The 21963-nt window shown below is 53.2% G+C and carries 17 protein-coding genes; 10 read left to right on the top strand and 7 right to left on the bottom strand.

Features of this window, described 5'->3' with window-relative positions:
- On the bottom strand, window positions 1-1172 hold a 1172-nt coding region (locus tag GOX01_RS10465; protein ID WP_141259249.1), incomplete at its 3' end, for a capsule biosynthesis protein.
- Complete coding sequence (locus GOX01_RS10460) at window positions 1169-2923, bottom strand: capsular polysaccharide export protein, LipB/KpsS family (RefSeq protein WP_024716602.1); 1755 nt, start codon at window positions 2921-2923, stop codon at window positions 1169-1171. The genes GOX01_RS10465 and GOX01_RS10460, both read right to left, overlap by 4 nt.
- A 177-nt stretch (window positions 2924-3100) precedes the next feature.
- On the opposite strand from GOX01_RS10460, the gene GOX01_RS10455 reads away from it, so the two are divergent.
- The 6 genes from GOX01_RS10455 (at window position 3101) to GOX01_RS13200 (ending at window position 8813) form a co-directional block, all read left to right on the top strand.
- Window positions 3101-4534 carry an LTA synthase family protein gene (locus GOX01_RS10455; RefSeq protein WP_141259248.1) on the top strand — a complete coding sequence of 478 codons (1434 nt, stop codon included), beginning with the start codon at window positions 3101-3103 and terminating at the stop codon, window positions 4532-4534.
- 210 nt (window positions 4535-4744) lie between these two features.
- Window positions 4745-5755 carry an N-acetylglucosamine kinase gene (locus GOX01_RS10450; RefSeq protein ID WP_049750739.1) on the top strand — a complete coding sequence of 337 codons (1011 nt, stop codon included), beginning with the start codon at window positions 4745-4747 and terminating at the stop codon, window positions 5753-5755.
- Window positions 5752-7038, top strand: coding sequence for a glucose/galactose MFS transporter (gene gluP / locus GOX01_RS10445; RefSeq protein WP_062268875.1), 1287 nt, complete (start codon window positions 5752-5754; stop codon window positions 7036-7038). The genes GOX01_RS10450 and gluP overlap by 4 nt, the downstream gene beginning before the upstream one ends.
- Complete coding sequence (gene nagA / locus GOX01_RS10440; protein WP_011253003.1) at window positions 7038-8144, top strand: N-acetylglucosamine-6-phosphate deacetylase; 1107 nt, start codon at window positions 7038-7040, stop codon at window positions 8142-8144. Before gluP ends, nagA begins: the two co-directional genes overlap by 1 nt.
- A 23-nt stretch (window positions 8145-8167) precedes the next feature.
- Window positions 8168-8542 (top strand): 6-phosphogluconolactonase, encoded by a 375-nt coding sequence (locus tag GOX01_RS13205; protein ID WP_228119295.1) that lies wholly within the window; start codon window positions 8168-8170, stop codon window positions 8540-8542.
- On the top strand, window positions 8514-8813 hold the full coding sequence (locus tag GOX01_RS13200; RefSeq protein WP_051391297.1) for a sugar phosphate isomerase family: 300 nt from the start codon (window positions 8514-8516) through the stop codon (window positions 8811-8813). The genes GOX01_RS13205 and GOX01_RS13200 overlap by 29 nt, the downstream gene beginning before the upstream one ends.
- Here the strand turns inward: GOX01_RS13200 and GOX01_RS10430 are convergent.
- The 4 genes from GOX01_RS10430 to GOX01_RS10415 form a co-directional block, all read right to left on the bottom strand.
- Window positions 8764-10542: a recombinase family protein gene (locus tag GOX01_RS10430; protein ID WP_062268878.1), complete on the bottom strand. Its 1779-nt coding sequence runs from the start codon at window positions 10540-10542 to the stop codon at window positions 8764-8766. The two genes, GOX01_RS13200 and GOX01_RS10430, sit on opposite strands and share 50 nt — an antisense overlap.
- On the bottom strand, window positions 10539-10757 hold the full coding sequence (locus GOX01_RS10425; protein ID WP_131973884.1) for a hypothetical protein: 219 nt from the start codon (window positions 10755-10757) through the stop codon (window positions 10539-10541). The genes GOX01_RS10430 and GOX01_RS10425 overlap by 4 nt, the downstream gene beginning before the upstream one ends.
- A gap of 325 nt (window positions 10758-11082) precedes the next feature.
- Window positions 11083-11721 (bottom strand): hypothetical protein, encoded by a 639-nt coding sequence (locus tag GOX01_RS10420; RefSeq protein ID WP_062268679.1) that lies wholly within the window; start codon window positions 11719-11721, stop codon window positions 11083-11085.
- Window positions 11722-11844: 123 nt separating this feature from the next.
- Window positions 11845-12066: a hypothetical protein gene (locus GOX01_RS10415; protein ID WP_062268681.1), complete on the bottom strand. Its 222-nt coding sequence runs from the start codon at window positions 12064-12066 to the stop codon at window positions 11845-11847.
- Between the two features lie 751 nt (window positions 12067-12817).
- Between GOX01_RS10415 and GOX01_RS10410 the strand changes: the two genes are divergently transcribed.
- Genes GOX01_RS10410 through GOX01_RS10395 form a run of 4 tightly spaced genes read left to right on the top strand, consistent with a single transcriptional unit; the run spans window position 12818 to window position 21178 of the window.
- Window positions 12818-15880 carry an SNF2-related protein gene (locus tag GOX01_RS10410; RefSeq protein WP_081107028.1) on the top strand — a complete coding sequence of 1021 codons (3063 nt, stop codon included), beginning with the start codon at window positions 12818-12820 and terminating at the stop codon, window positions 15878-15880.
- Entirely contained in the window at window positions 15877-16755 is an 879-nt protein-coding gene (locus GOX01_RS10405) for an abortive infection family protein (RefSeq protein WP_062268910.1), read from the top strand. The genes GOX01_RS10410 and GOX01_RS10405 overlap by 4 nt, the downstream gene beginning before the upstream one ends.
- Window positions 16752-18443, top strand: a complete 1692-nt coding sequence (locus GOX01_RS10400; RefSeq protein ID WP_062268913.1) for a site-specific DNA-methyltransferase — start codon at window positions 16752-16754, stop codon at window positions 18441-18443. The genes GOX01_RS10405 and GOX01_RS10400 overlap by 4 nt, the downstream gene beginning before the upstream one ends.
- Complete coding sequence (locus tag GOX01_RS10395; protein ID WP_062268915.1) at window positions 18440-21178, top strand: DEAD/DEAH box helicase; 2739 nt, start codon at window positions 18440-18442, stop codon at window positions 21176-21178. Before GOX01_RS10400 ends, GOX01_RS10395 begins: the two co-directional genes overlap by 4 nt.
- Before the next feature lie 75 nt (window positions 21179-21253).
- On the opposite strand, the gene GOX01_RS10390 is transcribed toward GOX01_RS10395, so the two are convergent.
- Entirely contained in the window at window positions 21254-21772 is a 519-nt protein-coding gene (locus tag GOX01_RS10390) for a hypothetical protein (RefSeq protein WP_081107030.1), read from the bottom strand.
- Window positions 21773-21963: the final 191 nt, after the last annotated feature.

The raw sequence follows: 21963 nt of genomic DNA, 5'->3' as shown, positions 1-21963 counted from the left end.
AGGCAATATTCAATCAAGACACGCCGGAAAGCATTGAAAGTTTCCATATCCGGCGGTGTCGGCGCTTGCCAAAAACCAGCCAAATCACCCTGATGCGTGATATCGGGAATGTTATAAATGGACTGCCCGAGCGAGAAAACTGGCACGTTTTCAGCCAGAGCCAGCGTGCCAGTGGTGCTATTAATAGTGACCACTGCCTGTGCCTCACGCACCAGCTTTTCAATTTCCCCATATGAAACGTAAGCGATACGCTCCAGAACACCGTGCCGCTTCCCGCATCTCCCAACGACCTGACGCCAGTCCGTAAGGCCGTTATCCAGGGGATGTTCCTTTATGACCAAGAGTTGATTCTTTGGAGCATTGAGCGCGAAAGACTCCACAACGAGCTCTATGGCGTCTGCTATGCCCCGGAAATCAGAGTGCAGCCTGATCTGGACATCTGCATCCAACTGCAAGGGAAACAGAACATAGGGCCGCCCGGATTCTTTAAGGCGCCGAAGCATTTCCTGACTTCTAGCAACGTTTTTCTTACGCTTAGCCAAGCGCCTCAGCCAACTCACTCCCTCCACCAGAGGCGGCCAAGGCCTATAATCCTGCCAGTACCAGAAATACCAACGCGTCAGAATATCAGCGGTATTATACGCCGCACCTTCCAGAGCACGCCGCTTGAAGGAAGAAGGAACAGTGACATGGGGCGGCATCGGTGGCAGCTGTGCAGCAACCCGACGATAATATTCAGGATCTTTTGGTAATTGGGAGTGTCCATTGACGCCATCCGGCTCAAGCGTGACCCAGTCCGGACGGATGTAACCCTCTTCGAAAACGTGAATATGAACACCTTCATCGCGGCAGACAGAGAGCGCAGCCTTATGCATAGGGCGGCAGTCTCCAAAAAGCAGAATATCCGTAATAGAGTTATGCTTCAGATAACGCCGCAGGAACTCAGGCCAGTCCCTGAAAGTTCCCCGGTAATCTGTTGCCCCTGGAAGTTTCCAGAACAGTCGATCACCACCATTGAAGTTGATCCGGAAAACCGCATACCCCTGATCTGCGAGATCCTGGCCCACACGTTCGAAAAACGGTCCCATCAACCCCTGCAGGAACAGAAAGCGCCGGTTGACTGGCGTCTCTTCAGAATGAAAGTCGCGGGTGGATGTCGGGAACTGGTTCAAGAGGCCTGCCTTCTGATGTACATGAGAGCCTTGCCAAACTGGCGCCGCAACCGGCCCTGATACCGTCGGACACGGGTGCTGAATCTGGGCGTCCAGAGCGTAGGATCCAACAAGCGCTTAATCAGCACCTCAGGACCACAAGGCAGGCTCGTAACCGGATCGAGATATGCGGGATACAACAGAAGTGTTCCAGCTGCGAGTTCCTCGATGCATAGTTTTCTGTTGCGACGGGAACATTTCAGATGATCAATCGTAAGTCCCCAGCCTGCATAGAACGGCAAGCCATAGGTTACGACGGACTTACCCCGTATCAAGGCTTCGAATCCTGCCAGGGAGGTCATGGTATGGATTTCGTCGGCTAGATTGATAAGCCCAGCCATACTGCCACCACGGACGACCCGATCCGCATATTGCAGCGCAACTCTATCAGGGATCTGTCCCGCCCGATGCCCTGCATCAACATCCGGATGAGGTCGGAAAATAATGAAAGCTTCCGCATTATGGCGTCGCACAGCCTTCAGCAACTCAAGGTTCCCCTTGATTTCTGGGCTCCCGAGACGAACGGAAAGATCGTCTGCCACTTGCCCCGGCACAAGAATAGAAGTCTTGCCCGGTGGGATCGGAATATGAAGATTCGGGCTGGATTCAATGCCATATTTGGTGACATGCCCGGCAATCATGGCATCAATCAGTCGCCGGGCGCGCTTTATGATTTCCGGATCGAACGTCGTGGTCTGTAGAATATGCTCGAGATCACTCTCCTTGGACGCATCGAAATAGATTCCACGACGATCCATCACGATTGAAAAGGGTGGGAACAAATCACTTCCAAGCCCTGCGGAGCGCAGAAACCCATCTTCAATCAGACAGAATGAAACATTTCCGGTCCGAGCATACTGCCTGATGCCTCGTTTCGGCGGCCGGCTGGTCCATACGGCAATATCCCCGGCCACCTCAATGGCATGTCGCACGATTCTACGCGGATCACCGGAAACACGGACATTATTTCCCGGCAGATCCAGAAATCGCGCCATGCAATCGCGTTTCCACCACGCGATACCCAGGCACCCTGCTATGCCTTGGAAACGAAGCCACGCGCGTCGGGCATCCGTGGCCATTTCAACAGCCATCCCGAACGTCATGCTCCTGCCATCAAACGGATTCTGCCATTCAACCCCAGAAACGAGCCAAGCAGTTGCGTATTCTGGCGTCAGCACTTGAAGTGGCCCATCCGTTTGACCGATCAGAACAGAACGTCCATATGCCGCACCCAACACAGCAAAATCATCGCCTGTGTCGGACAATATGACCGAGACTGACTGAACCAGGCCATGAGGCTCCACATCACGCACCCAGGGAATCCCCCGGAGCGTAAACGGCTGCGCATCACAAGACGCGCCCAGAACAACAAGCCCCTGCCCAGCGGGGTAGCTTTTGATCGCATGACGCCACAACCGCAGTCCTGCTTCTGCATCGTTATGGACGGAAACAGCAAATTCATAGGAAACATCTGATGGAAGAGCCGTCCCCCAATAACGACCACCGACCTTATAGCGACGCAGTAGAGCAAGCGGAGACAGGTCAGAAGAAGGGGCAAGGTCTCTCAGATCGACTTTGGGACACCCCAAAGCAGGCGTACTCCTCCGTCGCCCAGGCGGCAGAACCAGAAGCACTGTCATGTTGCCTGTGAGTGGGGTATCGGTAATCTCGATAAGGTCACTCACCACAAACAGATCCTTGAAGAAAAACAAACCCGATCCTGATGATCATAAAAGTGGCATTATTACTTGGCAACGTCAGGGAGAGGAATTGGTGGTCACACAAGGTAAACCTTAGAGGCTTTCTTGTTACGCCCTTCTTTTCCAGCAACAATCTTTTTCAGATCCAGAAAGCTTCACCCATGAGATGAACGTGCTATCATCTTTCCCGTGTTAAGCTATTTTGTGGCGCTCATTGCGACCGTCGTATTTTTTTTAGTCATAGACAGCTTCCCAAGAGGAAGAGCACCGTCTTTGGCCTCGTTAGGCCCGCGTTGCCTGATTCCACTGACAGTCTTTGGGGGCTCGCTTGTCGTAACAGGACAGCCACTGTCAGCAGCCATACTATCCTGCGCTCTGGCAACACTGCTCATAGCCGTCTCAACCCTCAAGCAACGCACCTTGGGAGAACCTCTCGTTTTTTCAGATCTTGTCGTGGTGTCATCTTTCATCCGCTATCCACGCTTCTATCTGGACGCAATTTCGATTCCAGCCCGCATTGCCATTATCGGCCTGATAACAATCTCCGGCTATTTTCTATTTTCCAGCATGGCACTGGCTCCCGAAGGACGGGCTATCGGAATACTACTTGGACTTACAGGAAATACGCTGTTTCGAAGAGTAATCCTGCATGGCGGAAAACATTCCCTCATGCAACGACCAGCATTGATTGATGACGTGCGGCAGTTTGGTCTCTTCTCAACACTCTGGGCCTATGCCCTACGTTGGAAGATGGAAGAAAATCCCCCGAAAGAAACTCCAATCGAACCTCATAATACCATAGAAATAGACTTCGTCTGCATTATTCAGTGCGAATCTTTCATGGATCCTACCGACCTTGAAGACGTTCAAGCGATCCCCGAGATGCCAGAATTTTCTCGACTGATGAACACGGCTACTCGGAGTGGAAAATATCTCGTCAATCACTTTGGTGCTTACACCATGCGTTCAGAATATGGTGTCCTTTTCGGAAGAGACGAAGAAGCGCTTGGGTTCAGAAAATACGACCCTTATTTAACAGCCAAAGAAGAATTGTCATTTTCTCTAGCCAATCGTTTAAAAAATATTTTTACAAACAGAATATTTCTTCATCCTCATGATCTGCGTTTTTATGGGCGGGATCGCCTTATGCCAGCTGCTGGATTTAACAAAATACTGGGGCCAGAGGTTTTTGGCCCAAAAGATCTATGCGGCCGCTATGTAGGCGATGAGGCGCTCGCACATAAAATCGTGTCTCTAATGAACGAAAATAGTGCAGATCCGACGCTTCTCTATGCCGTTTCCATGGAAAATCATGGCCCATGGTCCGCAGAAGGAACCGACACAAATTCCCCTTGCGCAAGCTATTGCAGACATCTCGAGAGTGCTGACCATATGCTAGGCATTCTCGACAAAGCGCTAAAATCCAGCACTAAAAAATCCGTACTAATATTTTACGGCGACCATCGCCCTTCAATACCTGACATCAGCAAACCAGACGGGTCAAAAGAGACAGTCTATTTTATCCACAAATATGGCTTTTCTGATGGCAACATCATGAAAAAACAGGATCTCAGCCCCGCTGAATTACACAAAAATATAATTGATGTTATTTGCAATTCATGAATTTTATATTTTCATTTCCTATCAAAAAAATAGAAAACCGCTCCAAATTTGCAATGAAAATATACCAAAAAACCGAAAGGCGTCACAATTCATTATGACGCAGGAGACTTTTCCAGATTCGTGTTTACTCTTGCCCGATAGCCCCATGTTCACTGCGCACAGTCTGTAACTCCCTCTCCGCTCCTGCCGCTCCAAATGAAACATCGAAACATGACAGCTTCACACCGCCCCTTGCAGCACCGGCATCCAGCTTCACAAACGACCGCATCCACGTCCTGTATCGCGGCGATAGATGGCGGGGGGACCAAAACGCTTCTGGTCGTTCTCGGCAGGGACGGAACTCTGGGGTCTGTAGTCCGGGCAGCGGGTTCCAATCCGTTTGACCAGAGCGACTGGCAAAGCGTCCTGCAATCCCTGCTCGCCCGGATTCCCGTCACCACGACGGCTCTCGCGCTCGGGCTTGCAGGATATGATGAAACGCTCACCCTGGGTCTCCAACAGGAAGAAATCGTCACGAAAGCGTTTCCTCATCCGTTCAGCTTCACCAGTGATGTGGAAATGGCCTGTACCGGAGCATTCGGTGGACACGCGGGGGTCCTGCTTTTATCCGGCACGGGATCTGTCGCATGGGCGACAGATGGCATGGGTAGACAGATCAAGGTCGGTGGCTGGGGCGGGCTGTTCGGAGACGAAGGCAGTGCTTTCTGGATCGGGCGTCGGGCCCTGTCTCTTCTGACCATGCTGCTGGATGGGCGCAACCAAGAGGACCTAGCCTTTCTCACTCCGTTCGCAAGCGCGATGGGTCTTCCGGTCGGGAAGGAAGCGTGTGGGGCGGCGCTTCTGGAGTGGTATGGAACGCTCCAGCATCCCCGGGCCTGTGTCGCCGCCCTGGCCCGGAATGTATCGGACCTGGCCGAGCAGGGACTTGAGCCGGCCAGACGCCTGATGCGCGAAGCTGCGGACCATCTCGGCACCCATATCGACGCGGCCCGCCGCCACTTTCCAGAAACTCCATTACCTTGGAGCTATGCGGGCGGCACCTTCCAGAGTGCCCTCCTCCGCAACATCATCACGGCCCGGCATGGTGCTCCCGTCCAGCCCCGCCTTCCCCCTGTGGGCGGAGGCCTGCTTCAGGCCGCGCGCATGGCTGGGTGGGAGCCGGATGACAGCTGGATCGACCAGACATCCCATACCCTTCGCAATGCCGGACTGACATCGTGACGTCCCCGGTCCAGACCAATGGTCTGACCGGCCGTTATGGCCTGGCGCCGCTCGGTGTCGCAGCGGCAGTTTTCTTCATCATGGGCTTCGTGACCTGGATGAACGGGCCGCTGATCTCGTTCGTCCGCGTCGCCTTCGACCTCAGCGATACGAGCGCCTTCCTTGTCCCGATGGTGTTCTACGTCTCTTATTTCCTGTTCTCCCTGCCTTCGTCTTTCCTCGCGCGCAAGATGGGCCTGCGCGGAGGACTTTCCGCCTCCCTTCTCCTCTGCGCGGCAGGCGTGGCACTTTTCGGACAGTTCATTGCCATGCGCCTCTACGCGGGGGCCCTGACCGGTCTGCTGGTGATGGGAGCAGGGCTGTCGCTGATGCAGGTGGTCATCAATCCTCTTGTCAGTCTGCTCGGCCCATCTGAACGGGCGGCACAGCGCATCGCCATCATGGGCGTGTGCAACAAATGCGCCGGTATCCTGGCACCGATCGTTCTGGCAACCGTCGTCATGGGAGATATCGGCAGCATTTCCCAACATCTGCAGGAAGCGACCGATCCCACAGTGCGCAATGCCTTACTGACCGGGTTTGTCCACGCCATCTATGCTCCTTACATGACGATGGCCGTAATCCTGCTTGCGGCAGCGATAGGTGTGGCGATGTTTCCACTGCCCGATTTGCAGGCCCCTCCACTGCCGGGCCTACCAGCCGACCGCCGTCGTATTTTCAGACCTCATCTAACATTCGGAATTGCCGCGATGTTCGTGTATGTCGGCATTGAGGTCATGGCCGGTGATGCCATCGGAACTTACGGACAGGACTTTGGCCTTCCCCTTACCCAGACCAGATTCTTTACGTCCCTGACCCTCGCCGCAATGCTAGGCGGGTATCTCGCCGGCTTCATGATCGTTCCCCGCGTCCTGACGCAGGAGCGCTTCATGGAACTGTCCTGTATCATCGGCGCCATGCTCACCATCGCAGCCTTCCTGACCCACGGATATGTCTCCGTGCTCTGTGTCGCGCTTCTGGGAGCAACCAATGCCATGCTGATGCCCACCATCTTTCCGATCGCCATACGGGGGGCAGGAGCATGGACACCACTGGCTTCAGCCCTGATGGTAATGGCGTATAGCGGCGGGGGCATCATCCCGCAGATCTATGTCGCGCTGAAACCTTTCATCGGTTTTCAGGCCACCTTCGCGATGCTCGTCCTGCCTTCCTATCTTGTCATTCTGCTCTATGCCCGCCGTTATGGTCAGACCGGCCTTTTACCTTTGGATCAGGAGTCATGATGTCCCATTTGGATGGCAGGATCGTCCTGCATGACCACGTCGTATCCGGGCGCGTCAGTTTTGACAGCCATATCCGCGACATCACTCCCCTGTCCCAGGCGGCAGAACGCTACATCCTGCCCGGTTTCATTGATGGTCATGTCCATGGTGGTGGTGGCGCTGACACGATGGATGGCGTAGCTGCCATCGAAACTCTCTCCCGTTTCCATCTGCGGCACGGCACTACGACCATCCTGCCCACCACAATCACGGCCCCGTGGCCAGAGGTCATGGATGCCCTTCGGGCCGTGGCGGATGTCTGTGACCGGGGCGTACAAAATGGCCCCCGCATTCATGGCGCGCATCTGGAAGGGCCTTTTGTCAGCCCCCACAAACTGGGAGCACAGCCGCCGTTCAATATCGAACCGACAGCCGACCGCGTGGCCGAAGCAATCGCGACCGGCTGCGTCCGCGTCGTGACGATTGCGCCGGAACTCGAACACTCCGCCACTGCCATGCAAACCTTTGCCCATGCAGGCATCAGGGTCAGCCTGGGACATACTACCACGGACCATGCCGGTGCGGAGCGCGCCATCTGTCTGGTCTGTGCGGCCGGCGGAACGGTGGGGGCGACCCATCTGTTCAACGCCATGTCTCCTATCGAGGGGCGTCGTCCCGGTCCGGTCACAGCCCTGATGTGCAGCGATGTGGCGTATGGAGAGATGATCTTCGATACGCATCATGTTCATCCCGCCAGCTTCCGTCTGGCAGAGCGCATGATGGGAAACCGGCTGCTGTTCGTAACGGACGCCATGCGCGGCACGGGCGAACCCGATGGCCCCAGCCAGCTTGGGGGGCAGGATGTGCTGATCCGGGACGGCGTGGTGCGTCTTCCGGACGGCACACTCGCCGGGAGTGTTCTGACTCTCGACCAGGCCCTGCGTAATGCCGTTAATGCCGGCATGTCCCTGCCAAAAGCCGCGCGTCTGGTGAGCACGAATGCCGCAACCTATCTTGGCCTTCATGACCGTGGCGCCATTGCGCCAGATCTGCTGGCTGATTTCACGGTTCTTGATAAAAGACTTCAGGTCATCGAAGTCTGGGTCAACGGCGAACGCCGGGCATGAAAACCAAACAGGATTGATGCACCATGGATGTCATCGTCACCGATAGTCCCGCACAGGCCTTCCACCGCGCCGCCGACATGATCGCAGCCGAAATCCGCGCAACCCGGAAGCCGGTTCTGGGCCTGGCGACAGGTCGCACAATGGAAAGCATCTACCGGCTCCTAGTCCGGCAGCATAAGGCCGGGACCCTGGATTTTTCCAGTACAACGTCTTTCAATCTGGACGAATATGTCGGTCTTGGTCCCGAGAACCCGAATTCATATCGCCATTACATGCAGGAGCATCTCTTCGCGCATGTGAACATGCGCCTCAGTGGAATTCATGTTCCAGACGGCATTGCTCCGGATTTGGACGCCGAATGTACCGGTTATGAAGCGGCCATCCGAGCATCGACTTGATGCCATCACACGACGTCAGAACAGCGGCATGTTCGGGAACGACCCGGAGCGGGTTCCGTCACGCGCCCTGACGATGGGGGTCGGCACAATTCTTGAAGCCCGACGCCTTCTGCTGGTGGCCGTTGGAGCAGGCAAGGCCTCCATCATCAATGAAGCCCTGAACGGCCCCATCAGCGAGAACGTGAGTGCAACCGCCATCCGGCTTCACGACAAGGCCACGATCATTCTGGACGAGGCCGCGGCAAACATCTGGAAGCAGGCATCAAAATAATACATCTACCTCTCTTTCCCCCCCAAAACGCGAAAACCCCCGCTGTCTCATCAAGACGGCGGGGGTTTCGGAAACTGTGATTCGGATGGTTGCGGGGGCCTGCTTCCCCTGCTGTCATAAGCCGACTTTCCTTTTTGCCGCTGACGTCATTTGCAACGTCGAGAATACCCATCAGCTCGCCGCGTAATGTAATATGAACTTCTCCCCGCTTCTCGCCTGGGGTGAAGACGATCCCGCCAATCAGCGAGCGCAGAGCATCAACGGCTTCCTTTCCGCCGTCCGGATCATCGAGCGCCTCGGTGAACCGCTCGACGTTCCGCCGATAGTGACTGGCAATATCGGGATGCACATCGGGAACATCAGGCGGGGCGCCGCCCAGGCGAGCAACTATGTCCGCCTTCTGCCCCTCAAGGCTGGCCAGTCGTGCCTTCATCGAAGGCTGATACATCCCGTCCTCAATTGCCGCCATAATTCCGGCAATGCCTCGCTCGACCTTCCCGAGCGCCTTACGATCAGCAGCACTCTGCACACGCCATGTCTGGTTAAGACGCTTCACTTCCTTTGCAAAAGCCTGAACGGCCTCGACGATCACCTCAGAAGACACCAATCGCTCTCTTAGCCCAGCGAGAACCCGAGATTCTGCCTTCTCCCGCAAGATCGTCCGATTATTCTGGCAAGTTCCCCGACGCGGGTGATTCAGACACCCAAACCGGCCATTCACGATGATTCCTATCTTTCCACCGCAACACCCGCATGAGAGCAACCCTGACAGGAGCGACATAGGCCGATTTGCCAGGTGCAACCGCCGTGCTCGACCTTCTCGCGTATTCACAAGGCACGGACCGACTTTGGCAGCAATCTCCTTCTGGCGCGCCCGCACGGCTTGCCACAGATCGTCAGGGACTATCCTGAGTTCCGGCACTTCGGTCCTGATCCACAGATGTTCTGGATTGGGCCTGGAAACGCGCTTGTCGGTAATCGGGTCCTTGATAAAACGTTGCCGATTCCACACAATGACTCCCGCATATAATTCGTTATTTACGATCCCGGTTCCCCGCGACAGATGACCTCGGATGGTTGTGTCACTCCAGGCACGGCCTTTCGGACCAGGAACCCCCTCCCCATTTAATTCCACCGCAATAGATCTGGGGCTTCGTCCTGCCGCGAAAGCTCGAAAAATACGACAAACGACTTCAGATTCCTCAGTTATAATTTCCCGATCACCCCGGACGGGTTCGAAATTAGCATCAACCTTCTTGAGCGCCCGATAGCCATAGCACAGACCTCCTCCAGACTTGCCTTTCATCACCCGGCCCAAAAGCCCACGGTGCGTATTCCGGGCAATAGTTTTGATGTACAGAGCATTCATCGTTCCCTTGAGACCAACATGGAGTTCGTTGATTTCCCCCTCCGCCAAAGTAATGATGGCGATACCCTCAAAGGAAAGACGCTTGAACAATGTTGCGACGTCCGCCTGGTCTCGCGAAATGCGATCCAGCGCCTCAGCCAGTACAACATCGAACGCTCCCGCCTGCGCATCGCGCAGGAGAGCCTGAATGCCAGGCCTTAAAGTCATCCCGGAACCAGAGATGGCGGCGTCATGATAACTACCGACCACCGCCCACTTCTCACGCATCGCGAGTTGCTCGCAAAGTCGGAACTGATCTTCGATTGAACTGGCGCTTTGTTTATCAGTCGAATACCGCGCATAGTATACTACACGTGTCATTTTAGGGTTTCCTCGATTTTCTGGGAATTATCGGACAAAGCGCCGTTGTCGTTAGCTGCCCGATAAGAGGCGAAATACTCCCGTGCCATTCTCCGACCGATAAGCCTGGCAACTGCATAGACCGCTGCTTGAGCGGCTTTTTCGACACCTTCTGGTGTCAGATTGTCATTTGCGGATATCAGATCCGGTGTGGGATTTTCATGAGTCTGCGTCACTGTTTTTCCCCTGCGAAAAGCGTGACATCACTATTGCACACCAGCCTGTGGCAGCCTCAAAAGGGCACGCTACCTCAATTTCATACGCCACGAAAAAGTGATCAAAAATTCTTGATATTTTTTGTCTTTATTTTCAGCATATTGCGCGTTTTTTCGCGACTATCAGGCGTTATGAAACACGTCATCGAAAAATCGAAATTTAGAACAAACTTCGACCCTCCAAAGAAACGGACCAGCCGTCATGGGCTGACCCGTGTCACTGGATAAGCGCTATCCGCTAATGTCTCTTTTTTCTTTCAGTATTTCATTTTTAGATAAAAACGAATTATGCATTTTTTGCTCGTTTAATAGCCTGACGAACCCGCTCTGTCTGGACGAACACATCGCAGACCTCGTCGATATGGATCACCTCTACAGGTGCAACACCCATGTAGCGCATCAGACGTTCCTCAATGCCAATACGGAATTTCTCAGCATTTTCAGAGACCGACTGCCCGGCACTCGTAACGGTCCCGGCAACCTCAATGTAGACTGTGGGGTGTCCTTTGAAATACAGACCGAAATCCGCAAATCCTCTGTTTCCCAATTCTCGAATGGGTGGCTGAACCATAATATTGAGGCCGCTCTCCTGTGCTTGCATCAGGCGCCGATAAACAGCCAGTTCCACAATGGAGCCGATCCGGTAGTTATTGACGCGAACCTGCTCCTGCCAGGCAGGGAGATTCCGGTGATACGCTGCCACACGCTGACGAAAGGCGCGCCATAAGGCCTTGTCACGGTTATATCGGGCGACCAGTTCGGGGCCTCCATCACAGAACTCCAGCATCTGCGGCGTCGGCGTCACCAGCAGATCATGAGAAAGCTGAGCGTAACGCTCAATGTCGTTCGGGCGGAAAAAACCAGCGAACATCCAAGCTGGAAGAGCATTATTAAAACGATCATTGTTCGGTAAAGCGGGTGTCATTTGAAGTGTCCGTAATGTGGACGCACGTTCCCCATTACTCAGCGAGCATTCTGAGAACATGCGTGTATTATGAAAAGGGAAAATTAAGCTGTAGCGGCTTACTGCTCATTCGCAGCATTGGCTTCAGTCATCGCGGGAAGAGGCATCACTCCCCAGCACCCTGTTGGCAACCAGCCTGACCTTGTGGCCAACCATGCGTGTCAGGATGACCACGCCTTCCAGGACACTGTCATCCACGTTACCGGCAAGAGCCTCACTAACAGCAAAATCAAGCAGCCGGTGCAGGGCCACGAGCTGCATGAGATCCGCCTCCACGGCGGAAGAAATGGTTGTATGATCAGACATTGATTTTCTCGTTCAGGTTGTGAAGGAACGAGACGCACCACCCCAATCCTCACTCTCCAACGATACAGGGAACAAAATCCTCTGGGGAATTTGGGGTCATGCGCCTCACAACGCCCACCCCGAAAAATGACACCTTCACACCCCGTCATCAGGGCGCACTGCAGGTGCAAGAGCACTGGAAGCGGAGAAAAAGAGCGGCTTTGATTTTTGCGTCGCAAAAATGCCGCGATAGAACAAAAAAACGTAGCGATTTCATATGCTTGCGAAGCATGCGTATGAAATTGAGGTAGCGTGCCCTCACACCCGAAAAAGCCGGGACACAGCGGGAAAAAGAAAAATGGCTGTTTTCTGCCATTTTCCACGTGATGTGACATCAATGACGCTTTGCATGACGCATGTCATAACACCGCCATGACGGCAGATATGGTGCATGATGACAGTGTCATCGAACGTATGACACCATCTCCACCGGCGTCATGACGGCGTCATTGGATATCAAAAGAAAGTAGTGGAAGCATGGCCATGGAGAGTGATCAGTGACGCCGTCATGACACCGCCCACACAGCAATTGGTCAATCATGAAAATGGAAAGTGAGTTTACACGTCTCCCTAAGAGCGCGATTTTTGATCGTCAAACGGACCCTCCGTAACCACTTCGCGCTAACATCCCCTGCTCATCCAATATATAAATTTCCGTTATTTTCTCCAATTTTCTCTTGATCGACACCAGGAATTGAGACACAATTTTCATATGTCGGAAAATATTCTAACAATTCGGGACGTCGCGGAACTTCTCAAGATCAACGAGAAGACCGTTTACAAGCTAGTCGCGGATGCGAAAATCCCGGGGTTCAAAGTCGGAGGGTCATGGCGTTTTGATCACGCGACTATTTCGCGTTGGATCGAGAAAGAAACGGCCTTGGGTATCGATAGCTTGGAAACTGATCCTAACGACCGAGCAACACTTGCCTCCGCCTATTATTCTCCGGAGCAAGCAACCTTCTTTGCGCATCGTCTGACGTTGGAAGGCACGGGCGAGGATGCTTTGGCACAGCCACTTTCCACAGCCCGTGTCCATATGAACCCACACCAGGTAGACGCGGCCCTGTTCGCATTAGCGTCTCCGTTATCCAAGGGTGTGTTGCTGGCGGACGAGGTCGGCCTCGGCAAAACCATCGAAGCCAGTCTAGTCATCGCCCAACGTTGGGCTGAACGCCGCCGCCGTATTCTGCTGATTGTTCCTGCATCGCTGCGCAAACAATGGAGCCAGGAACTTTACGACAAGTTTTCACTGCCTTCCGTCATTGTGGAGAGTAAGACCTACAACGCGGCGCGCAAGGCTGGGCTACCCTCTCCTTTCAGCCAGACAGACAAAATTGTTATTACGTCCTATGAATTCGCCGCTCTCAAACATGCTGAAATCGCCCGTGGTGGCTGGAATCTTGTCGTATTCGACGAGGCACATCGCCTCCGCAATGTTTACAAGAAAGATGGTTCACTTCGCGCCAAACGTCTGCGAGAGGCAACCAAATCCTATTTCAAGGTACTCCTGACTGCAACGCCTCTGCAAAACTCTCTCATGGAGCTTTACGGTCTCGTTTCCATCTTAGACGAGCACCAGTTTGGTGACGAAGCATCATTCCGTTCACAGTATGTAACCGGCTCAAGCGCGAAAACAGGCCTAATATCCCTGCGCAAGCGGTTAGAATCTATCTGCAAGCGCACGTTACGCCGTCAGGTTCAGCAAGCGGGCCTCATTCGCTATACCGAACGCCTCCCGCTTACTTGGCAGTTCGAGCCGTCACCGGACGAATTGCTCCTTTATACAGACATGTCAGGCTATTTGCAGCGTTCGGATACCATCGCCTTTGGAAGCAAGCCAAACCCGCTTGTAATGATGGTTCTGCGTAAAATCCTCGGCTCTTCGACCTTTGCAGTCGCTGATACGCTAGCCAGAATTATCGACCGTCTCAAACAGATGCGACCCGCCAATCTTGAAACGGTATCTGATTACGACGTTATCGATGAGGATTCCGAGGAACTCGGTGATGATGACGATGGGGAGGAGCTGGACGCTGACGCGCCTGTTGACCTTAGAAAGCTGAATGCGGAGATCGCTGAACTTGAGGGCTATCGTACGCTTGCCCTTGCCATTGGTCACAATGCCAAAGGTATCAAGCTAGTCGAGGCATTGCCGCGTGTTCTGGATGAAATCGTCGACAAGGGAGGTGAGCGCAAAGCGGTAATCTTCACCGAATCAGTGCGCACGCAGAAATATCTCGCAGACCTCCTCTCTGCCAACGGCTACGAAAATGACATCGCGCTGCTTAATGGTCATAATAACGATCCCGGCAGTAAGAGAATTTACCAAGACTGGTTAGCGCGCCACAAAGGATCTGACGCTGTATCTGGCTCAAAAACTGCCGATATGAAAGCTGCCATCGTCGAAGCCTTCAAAAATGACAAGAGCATTTTGATTGCTACGGAATCGGGAGCGGAAGGTATTAACCTTCAATTCTGCTCGTTGCTTGTCAATTTCGACTTGCCATGGAACCCACAGAGGGTAGAGCAGCGCATTGGACGCTGTCACCGTTACGGGCAGAAAATTGACGTAGTCGTTGTCAATTTTCTTAACTTAAAGAACCATGCTGAGCAGCGTGTACATCAGCTTCTTGACCAGAAATTTAACCTCTTTAAAGGTGTCTTTGGGGCAAGCGACGAAGTATTGGGCGTAATCGAACGTGGTGTCGATATTGAGCGGCGTATTTTCGAGATCGTGCAAAATGCCCGCAGCGAAACAGAGATCGACGTGGCGTTCGACCAACTTCAGGACGAATTGCAAGCGCAAATCAGTGAACAAATTCTGGATGCTCGCAGGCGCCTTCTGGAGACAGTGGACGAAAAAGTCATCGAACGTCTTAAAGAACGTGACTCAGAGATTGGGAAAAGATTATCAGATTTCGACCGACAGCTTCTTTGCGTGGCGCGAGCTGAGCTCCCTGATGCACACTTTCACCGTGACAACGAACGACGTTTCGACTTTCGTGGTGAAACCTACACCACGGAATGGCCGTTAGCGGATGAAAAAGGGTGGAAGTTCTTCCGTCTGCTGGAAGGCACGCTCGCAACGGACCTTATTACGACCGCCAAAGAACGCAGCTTCGACGCACCGTCTTACCTGCACTTTGACCTTGCCGCCTATCCAGGTGGAAAACTGGCCGACGTGGAGCGCCTGTGCGGGAAAGCGGGATGGGCACGCGTGGGTAAGTTGCGTATCGAAACGCCCAGTGTTACTCGCGAATATCTAGTGATTTCCGTAGTCGCCGATGATGGTATCGCGGTTGATCCCGAAACCTTCGAGCGCCTATTGCGCGTGCCCGCGAGGAACGAACCTGTAGATACAAGCTTACCTGATGAACAGTTGAAAGTAGCCGCAAAGGAGCGATGCAAAGCACTTCTGGATGAGGCCGAGCAGCAGAATGTCGAATGGCTCGACCTCGAGAGCGAGAAACTTGATAACTACGCTGAGGATCTAGAACGGGCCTTCGAAACAGAAATAAAGACCATCGAAGCCGAAATTCGTGAGGCCAAGAGAGCCCTGCGCGGCTCAAGTTTGAAGATGACGGAGAAGCTCGCTGAGAAACGTCGCATTAGCGCCTTAGAAAGCAAGCGCGATAAGTTCAAAGGGCAGTTCTTCGATCGCCGTGCCACCATTCGAGCCGATGTCGAGGCAATGCTCGATCAAATCCAAGAAAGTCTAAAATTAGAGCCGGAATACAATGATCTGTTTACAATCCGATGGGATGTCCAATGAATATCCCGTCGAATTGCAAACAAATCATTGCGTGTGTTCTTCAGGGCATCACGCCGCCCGGAATGACAAAACCGATTTCGGGTCAGTTTTCCGTTCGCCACGTTAGTCAGTTCTTTGAGCAATTTGGTGGCGATGGGCTATATCCGCAACAAGACCCGAGTTCGTCAGAGGTGACGGAATACATTATAGAATTTCTTGAAGAGGTTAATGGCACTCCGGAAATAGATAGATTGATTTGTGCTATTCCAGATTTCTGCGCAAGTCATGAATACAGAAACGATAGCCCAGCAAGCATAGCGTTTCAGATAAACAAAATTCTTAAACCCATGCGGTTTAGATTAAAGAAAAACAATTCCACCTTGGCAGGATTTAGTAGTTCTCCATTCTTGCTCGAAACCATTGATGCTGACTTGGTTCCGGTTCCAACTTTGACCAAACCAGAAGAAATAATTTTCATAAACAATGTCAATAAAGCACGCGAACGTTTGGACGTTGCAGATTATTCAGGGGCAATCACAAGCAGCTATACTCTAGTTGAGAGTGTTCTGAAAAAGCTCCTTGACTCCTATGGGGCACAATATGCGCAGGGAGAAGGTGATATCAAAGCTCTTTATGGTTTACTTTCCGACAAGATGAATTTGAATCCTGCCGGTGAAAATATAGAAGGCTACATAAAGGCCATCTTGCAAGGAATAAGAGGTCAGATTTCCGGTCTATATAATGTCGCTAATAAGGCCGGAGACCGCCATGCTTGCGAGTTTGAAGCACGACGCCATCATGCGCGACTTGCCGTTAACGTGGCTTTCACGATCAGTGAATTCCTCATGGAAACTTACGAAGACCAATTAAAAAGCGAAGAGAGGAAGGCATCGTGAGTAGGCTAAAGCAGCGGCTAGAACTTACATGGATCGGCAAGAACGAGCGTCCACACCTAGAACCGCGCATACTGCTGGAAGACGACAACCTTTCCTACTATACCAAGAAGCGCGTTACCGATCACGACATCTTCGATAATATCCTGATCCACGGGGATAATCTGCTCGCGCTCAAGGCATTGGAGCAGGAGTTCACTGGTAGGGTGAAATGCGTATTCATCGACCCGCCTTACAATACCGGCAGCGCTTTCGAGCACTATGACGACGGGGTAGAGCATTCGCTTTGGCTGTCGCTAATGCGAGACAGACTGGAACTTCTTCGGCGTCTTTTATCGGAGGATGGTTCTATCTGGATCACGATCGATGACAATGAAGCACATTATTTGAAGGTATTGTGCGACGAAGTTTTTGGCCGGTCTAATTTTGTTGCAAATATTGTTTGGCAAAAGGCTTACACCGCAAACCAAACCGCCATGCATATCTCTAACGTGCATGACCATATTCTTGTATATGCCAAGAACACATCTCTCTTTGAAATGGGGAAAATTTCGAGGACTGAGGATCAAAAAGCAAAATTTAAGAATCCAGACAACGACACAAGAGGGCCCTGGAAAGCCGAAAATCTCTCAGCTGGAAAATTCTACGCCGCTGGTCAATTCGAAATCCGAGGACCTACAGGCCTAAAATTTCTACCGCCCAAAGGGAGATATTGGCGTTGCAACGAGGAACAATATTTCAATTGGCTTAAAGACGGCCGGATTACTTTTGGAATTTCCGGAAATGGCCGTCCAATGCTAAAAAAATTCCTGCGAGAAATGGATAATGGCCTAACCGCTACAACTTGGTGGCCGCACGAAGACGTGGGCAGCAACAAGCAGGCAAGCATAGATTTAAAGAATCTTCTTTCCGACATCCCCATATTTCAAAATCCCAAACCGGAGCCATTAATTTCTCGCATTATCGAACTCAGCTCTAAGCCTGGAGAAATAATTCTTGATTCATTCGGCGGCTCCGGCACTACCGGCGCGGTGGCCCATAAAATGGGCCGCCGCTGGATCATGGTGGAACTGGGCGACCATTGCGAGACCCATATCGTGCCACGCCTGTATAAGGTGATTGACGGCGAAGATCCGGGCGGTATTACCGAAACCGTCGATTGGAAGGGCGGCGGCGGCTTCCGTTACTACCGCCTTGCACCATCGTTACTGGAAAAGGATGCCTGGGATAACTGGGTGATCTCGAAGGAATATGATGCACCCAAGATCGCGCAAGCCATATGCAAGCTCATGGGCTTCATTTATCAGCCAGACGAGACCCATTACTGGATGCAGGGCCGCTCTTCGGAGACCGATTTCATCTATGTCACCACCCAGAGCCTTACCTATGAACAGCTTGCAGTTCTGGCAGAGAAGGTTGGGGATGAACGCACCCTGCTCGTCTGCTGTAAGGCATTCCATGCCAAGTCTGGCGCCTTCCCCAATCTTACAATCCGCAAAATTCCTCAGTCTATGCTGCGCGAATGCGAATGGGGTAAGGATGATTATAGCCTCAACGTCGCTAACCTGCCCGAAGCTCATCAGGAGCCAAGCGTAACAGATTGCCCAGAAATCACGACCAAACCTCGCAAGAAAAAGGGGACCAAGGCCGCCTCGATCGACGATCTGTTCAGCGGGGAGGCAAACAAGTGAGCGACCGCATTGTTCGGAGCATCTGCCAGCGTCTCTCGCTTCGTAAGCCTCAAACCGACTCACTCGAAATCCTCGCCGATGTGCTGAAGCAGACGGTGCTGTCCAAAGACTCAGACATCACCGCCGCACTTGAGGTTATTCGCGACACTTATTCCCGCGTTGAATCTTTCGAGCATGCATTCCCGTCGCTTTGCTTCGAACTTGCGACCGGCGTGGGCAAGACGCGGTTAATGGGTGCATTTATCGCCTATCTTTATCTCGCCGGCAAAAGCCGCCATTTCTTCCTACTGGCACCGAACAAAACTATCTATGACAAGCTGATCACAGATTTCACGGCCGGGACGCCAAAATACGTTTTTAAAGGTATTGCCGAGTTTGCCGCCAAGCCACCGCTAATCGTGACAGGCGATAATTATGAAAGCGGCATCGGCATTCGCTTTGATGCCAACAGCAATAGCTCCTATGGCGGACAGGGTGAATTTTTCTCCGATGTGCATATCAACATATTCAATGTCGATAAGATCAATAAGGAGGAAGGCCCGCGTGGCAAACCGCGTATGAAGCGCCTTCAGGAGACCATCGGCGAGAGTTATTACGCCTATCTCTCCCATCTCGATGATCTGGTCCTGCTGATGGACGAGGCGCACCGCTACCGCGCCAGCGCCGGGGCCAGCGCCATCGACGGCCTGAAGCCGATCCTTGGACTGGAGCTGACCGCAACGCCGAAAACGGTGGGCGCACGCTCCGTCCCATTCCGCAATGTGATCTATGATTATACGCTGGGTCAGGCAATGGCCGACGGTTTCGTGAAGGAACCCGCTGTCGCCACGCGCAAGGACTTCGACCCCCGCTCTGTGAGTGAGCAGGAGCTTGAGCGAATCAAGCTCGAAGACGCCGTTCATTATCACGATCATGTAGCAGTGGAGCTGGACCGCTATCATCACACGAGCGGTGCGCCGAAGATCAAGCCCTTCATCCTCGTAGTGGCCGTCAACACAGCCGATGCCAGTAGGCTGCGCACATTCATCGAGTCCGAAGACTTTTTCAAGAGGCGCTTTAAAGGCAAGGTAGCCGAGGTTCATTCTGCGCTGCGCGGTGAGGAAAGCGACGATGCCACCCAACGACTTCTGGCTCTGGAGACGGATGGGCGCACCGAAATCGTCATTCACGTCAATAAGCTGAAAGAAGGCTGGGACGTGAGCAACCTCTATACTATCGTCCCGTTGCGTGCTTCGGCGTCTGATATCCTGACGGAGCAGACCTTGGGGCGTGGCTTGCGCCTGCCCTTCGGCAAACGAGTATCGAAAGGAGGCGATGACGACTTCGCGGCCGTGGACCGGCTGACCGTCATCGCTCACGATCGCTTCGACGACATTATCGCGAAGGCGAGGGAACCAGGTTCCATCGTTATGAAGCCGCTGGAGATAGGCGAAGGCGGAGATATTCCTGGCACTGGCTCCGTCCTGGTGACGGCACCGTCCGTCGCCGAAATGATTGTAACTGGTGCCCATCCGGAAATTTCAGGCTTCTCCGAGGCGAAGCCGCCTACCTTTGTGTTTAGATCGCCTGAAGAGGGTAAAGCCGCAGAGGTGACGCTCGACGTCATCAGGCGCTACGAGCGGAAGCTTGGCAGCGCGGAAGCCCTGCGCGACAAAGACGTTCAGAAACAGATCGCCGACGAAGTGCGAGAACTCGTGCAACCTGCGCAAGGGACTCTTGAGGGCGTCGTCGCAGCGCCTCGCATCAATGAGATCGTGGGAAAAGTGGCCGAGACAGTTGCCGATCGTATAATTTCTATCCCTCAGATTGTCGTCCTGCCAAAAAAGCATGTGACGTTTACCTTCGAGGACTTTGATCTCGTCAGCCTCGACACGATAAATATGCGGCCCATCGATGAAGGGCTCATTATTGAGGACCTACGTACTCAAGCCCGCGTCACACTGGCTCGCGCGCCCGACGATCCGCACGAGAGCCATCCAGAGGATTATCTGGTGCGCTACTTAATTGAGCGCAACGAAATCGACTACGATGCTCATGCGGCCCTACTATACAAGCTGGCGGGACAGGTGGTCGTAAGAGTGGGCTCCTATTTGACGGACGATGCAGAGGTCGAAAACGTATTGCTCCGTCACGGCCGAGAACTTGCCGACTTCATCTTCGCCCAGATGATGGAACATTACCGTGAAACGGTGCTGGATGAGGACGACTATGAAGTCCGTATCACGCGTGGGTTCACACTTCTTCAAGCCCAACCGATGAACGTAATACAAGGTCTGAAGATGCGCGACTTTCAACATGCTGTCACACCACTTTCCGAGACCCGCAAACAGGTGTTTGGGGCATTTACGAAATGCTGCTATCCGCTGCAAAAATTCGACACAGATCCCGAGCGGCGTCTGGCCGTCACCATTGACCGAGATCCCAGTGTAGAAAAATGGCTTAAGCCGGGACGTAATCAGTTCCGTATCGACTATCGGTCCGGCGAAGCCTACGAACCGGATTTTGTGGTCGAGACCGACTCTGCAATGCTAATCCTTGAGGTCAAGGCTCAAAACGAACTCGGCGATCCGCTTGTTAAAGCAAAGGCTGTAGCGGCTACCAAATGGTGTCGAACTGCAACGGCGCACGTCCAAAACGGAACAGGCAAGCCGTGGACCTATGCATTGATTCCTGACGACAAGATTATCGGGAGTAGCACGCTAGCCGGATTGGTCGCGAAATTCAGAAAATCGTGAAAAATAGACGACAGCGGCATTTACAGCGTTGCGCCTATCCTCCCGCTTTATTCCACGGGAGGATAGCCACAAAATTCAATCTTGTGTCCTTTTCACCCAGAAGCGTTCTGTTGCTGAGCGCCGTGGCTCCCATCCTGCGTCCTTAAGGCTGTTCGGGAGATCTTTTTCCGAGATGCTTGGAACGGCCTTCACGACTTCAGCGATTGTTGTCCGGTCTCGCCCAGCAAGATAGGTATTGAGACTCACAGCAGGTGCCAATGCTGAGAAGGAAGGCAGTGGGATTTCGTCGATCCGGATGCCTTCCTCCTCCTCAAGGTACTCCGCAACCTTGTGTAGCCCGATAAATTTCACCCCGGCCAGTCGGTCTTCAGCGTAGAACCCCGACCCTGCCGCATCGGCAAACATGTCCCAAAGCCTCTCCACCACCATGGGTGGAAGATGCTGGAACATGGTGAGCCGGTTGATCGGCTCCCACCGGAGAAGTTCGTCTGGCTCCCCGACGATCACCTCGATCCTATCTGTGGCGACATTGAACCGGATCCGGCCCTTCATTCGGGCACGGATGACGTCCCGCATTTCCTGATCTTCAGACATTGTGGTTTCCTTCGATGAGTATTGAACAAACGATCGGAGAAACTGTCTGAGGCGGCCCTGTAGGCCATGGCGATGCGTAGACGCACGTGATCGCCCGGCCCTCTTTCGAAGGTCGAAGCGTGTGTAACTGTCTGATGTGCCAGTGTTTCATGGCGATCAGCAGTCGATTGTGAGTGATTTATGATGGAAGT

The sequence above is a fragment of the Gluconobacter oxydans genome, from assembly GCF_006539685.1.
Lineage (GTDB): Bacteria > Pseudomonadota > Alphaproteobacteria > Acetobacterales > Acetobacteraceae > Gluconobacter > Gluconobacter oxydans.
Note: the sequence above shows the minus strand (reverse complement) of the source record. Positions and strands in the feature narration are given on the sequence as shown.

Coding starts and splice junctions, on each gene's coding strand:
- GOX01_RS10450 (WP_049750739.1), top strand. CDS start 4,745: ATGACAGCTTCACACCGCCCCTTGCAGCACCGGCATCCAGCTTCACAA.
- GOX01_RS10410 (WP_081107028.1), top strand. CDS start 12,818: ATGTCGGAAAATATTCTAACAATTCGGGACGTCGCGGAACTTCTCAAG.
- GOX01_RS13200 (WP_051391297.1), top strand. CDS start 8,514: ATGAAGCGGCCATCCGAGCATCGACTTGATGCCATCACACGACGTCAG.
- nagA (WP_011253003.1), top strand. CDS start 7,038: ATGTCCCATTTGGATGGCAGGATCGTCCTGCATGACCACGTCGTATCC.
- GOX01_RS10390 (WP_081107030.1), bottom strand. CDS start 21,772: ATGTCTGAAGATCAGGAAATGCGGGACGTCATCCGTGCCCGAATGAAG.
- GOX01_RS10415 (WP_062268681.1), bottom strand. CDS start 12,066: ATGTCTGATCATACAACCATTTCTTCCGCCGTGGAGGCGGATCTCATG.
- GOX01_RS10430 (WP_062268878.1), bottom strand. CDS start 10,542: ATGACACGTGTAGTATACTATGCGCGGTATTCGACTGATAAACAAAGC.
- GOX01_RS13205 (WP_228119295.1), top strand. CDS start 8,168: ATGGATGTCATCGTCACCGATAGTCCCGCACAGGCCTTCCACCGCGCC.
- GOX01_RS10420 (WP_062268679.1), bottom strand. CDS start 11,721: ATGACACCCGCTTTACCGAACAATGATCGTTTTAATAATGCTCTTCCA.
- GOX01_RS10405 (WP_062268910.1), top strand. CDS start 15,877: ATGAATATCCCGTCGAATTGCAAACAAATCATTGCGTGTGTTCTTCAG.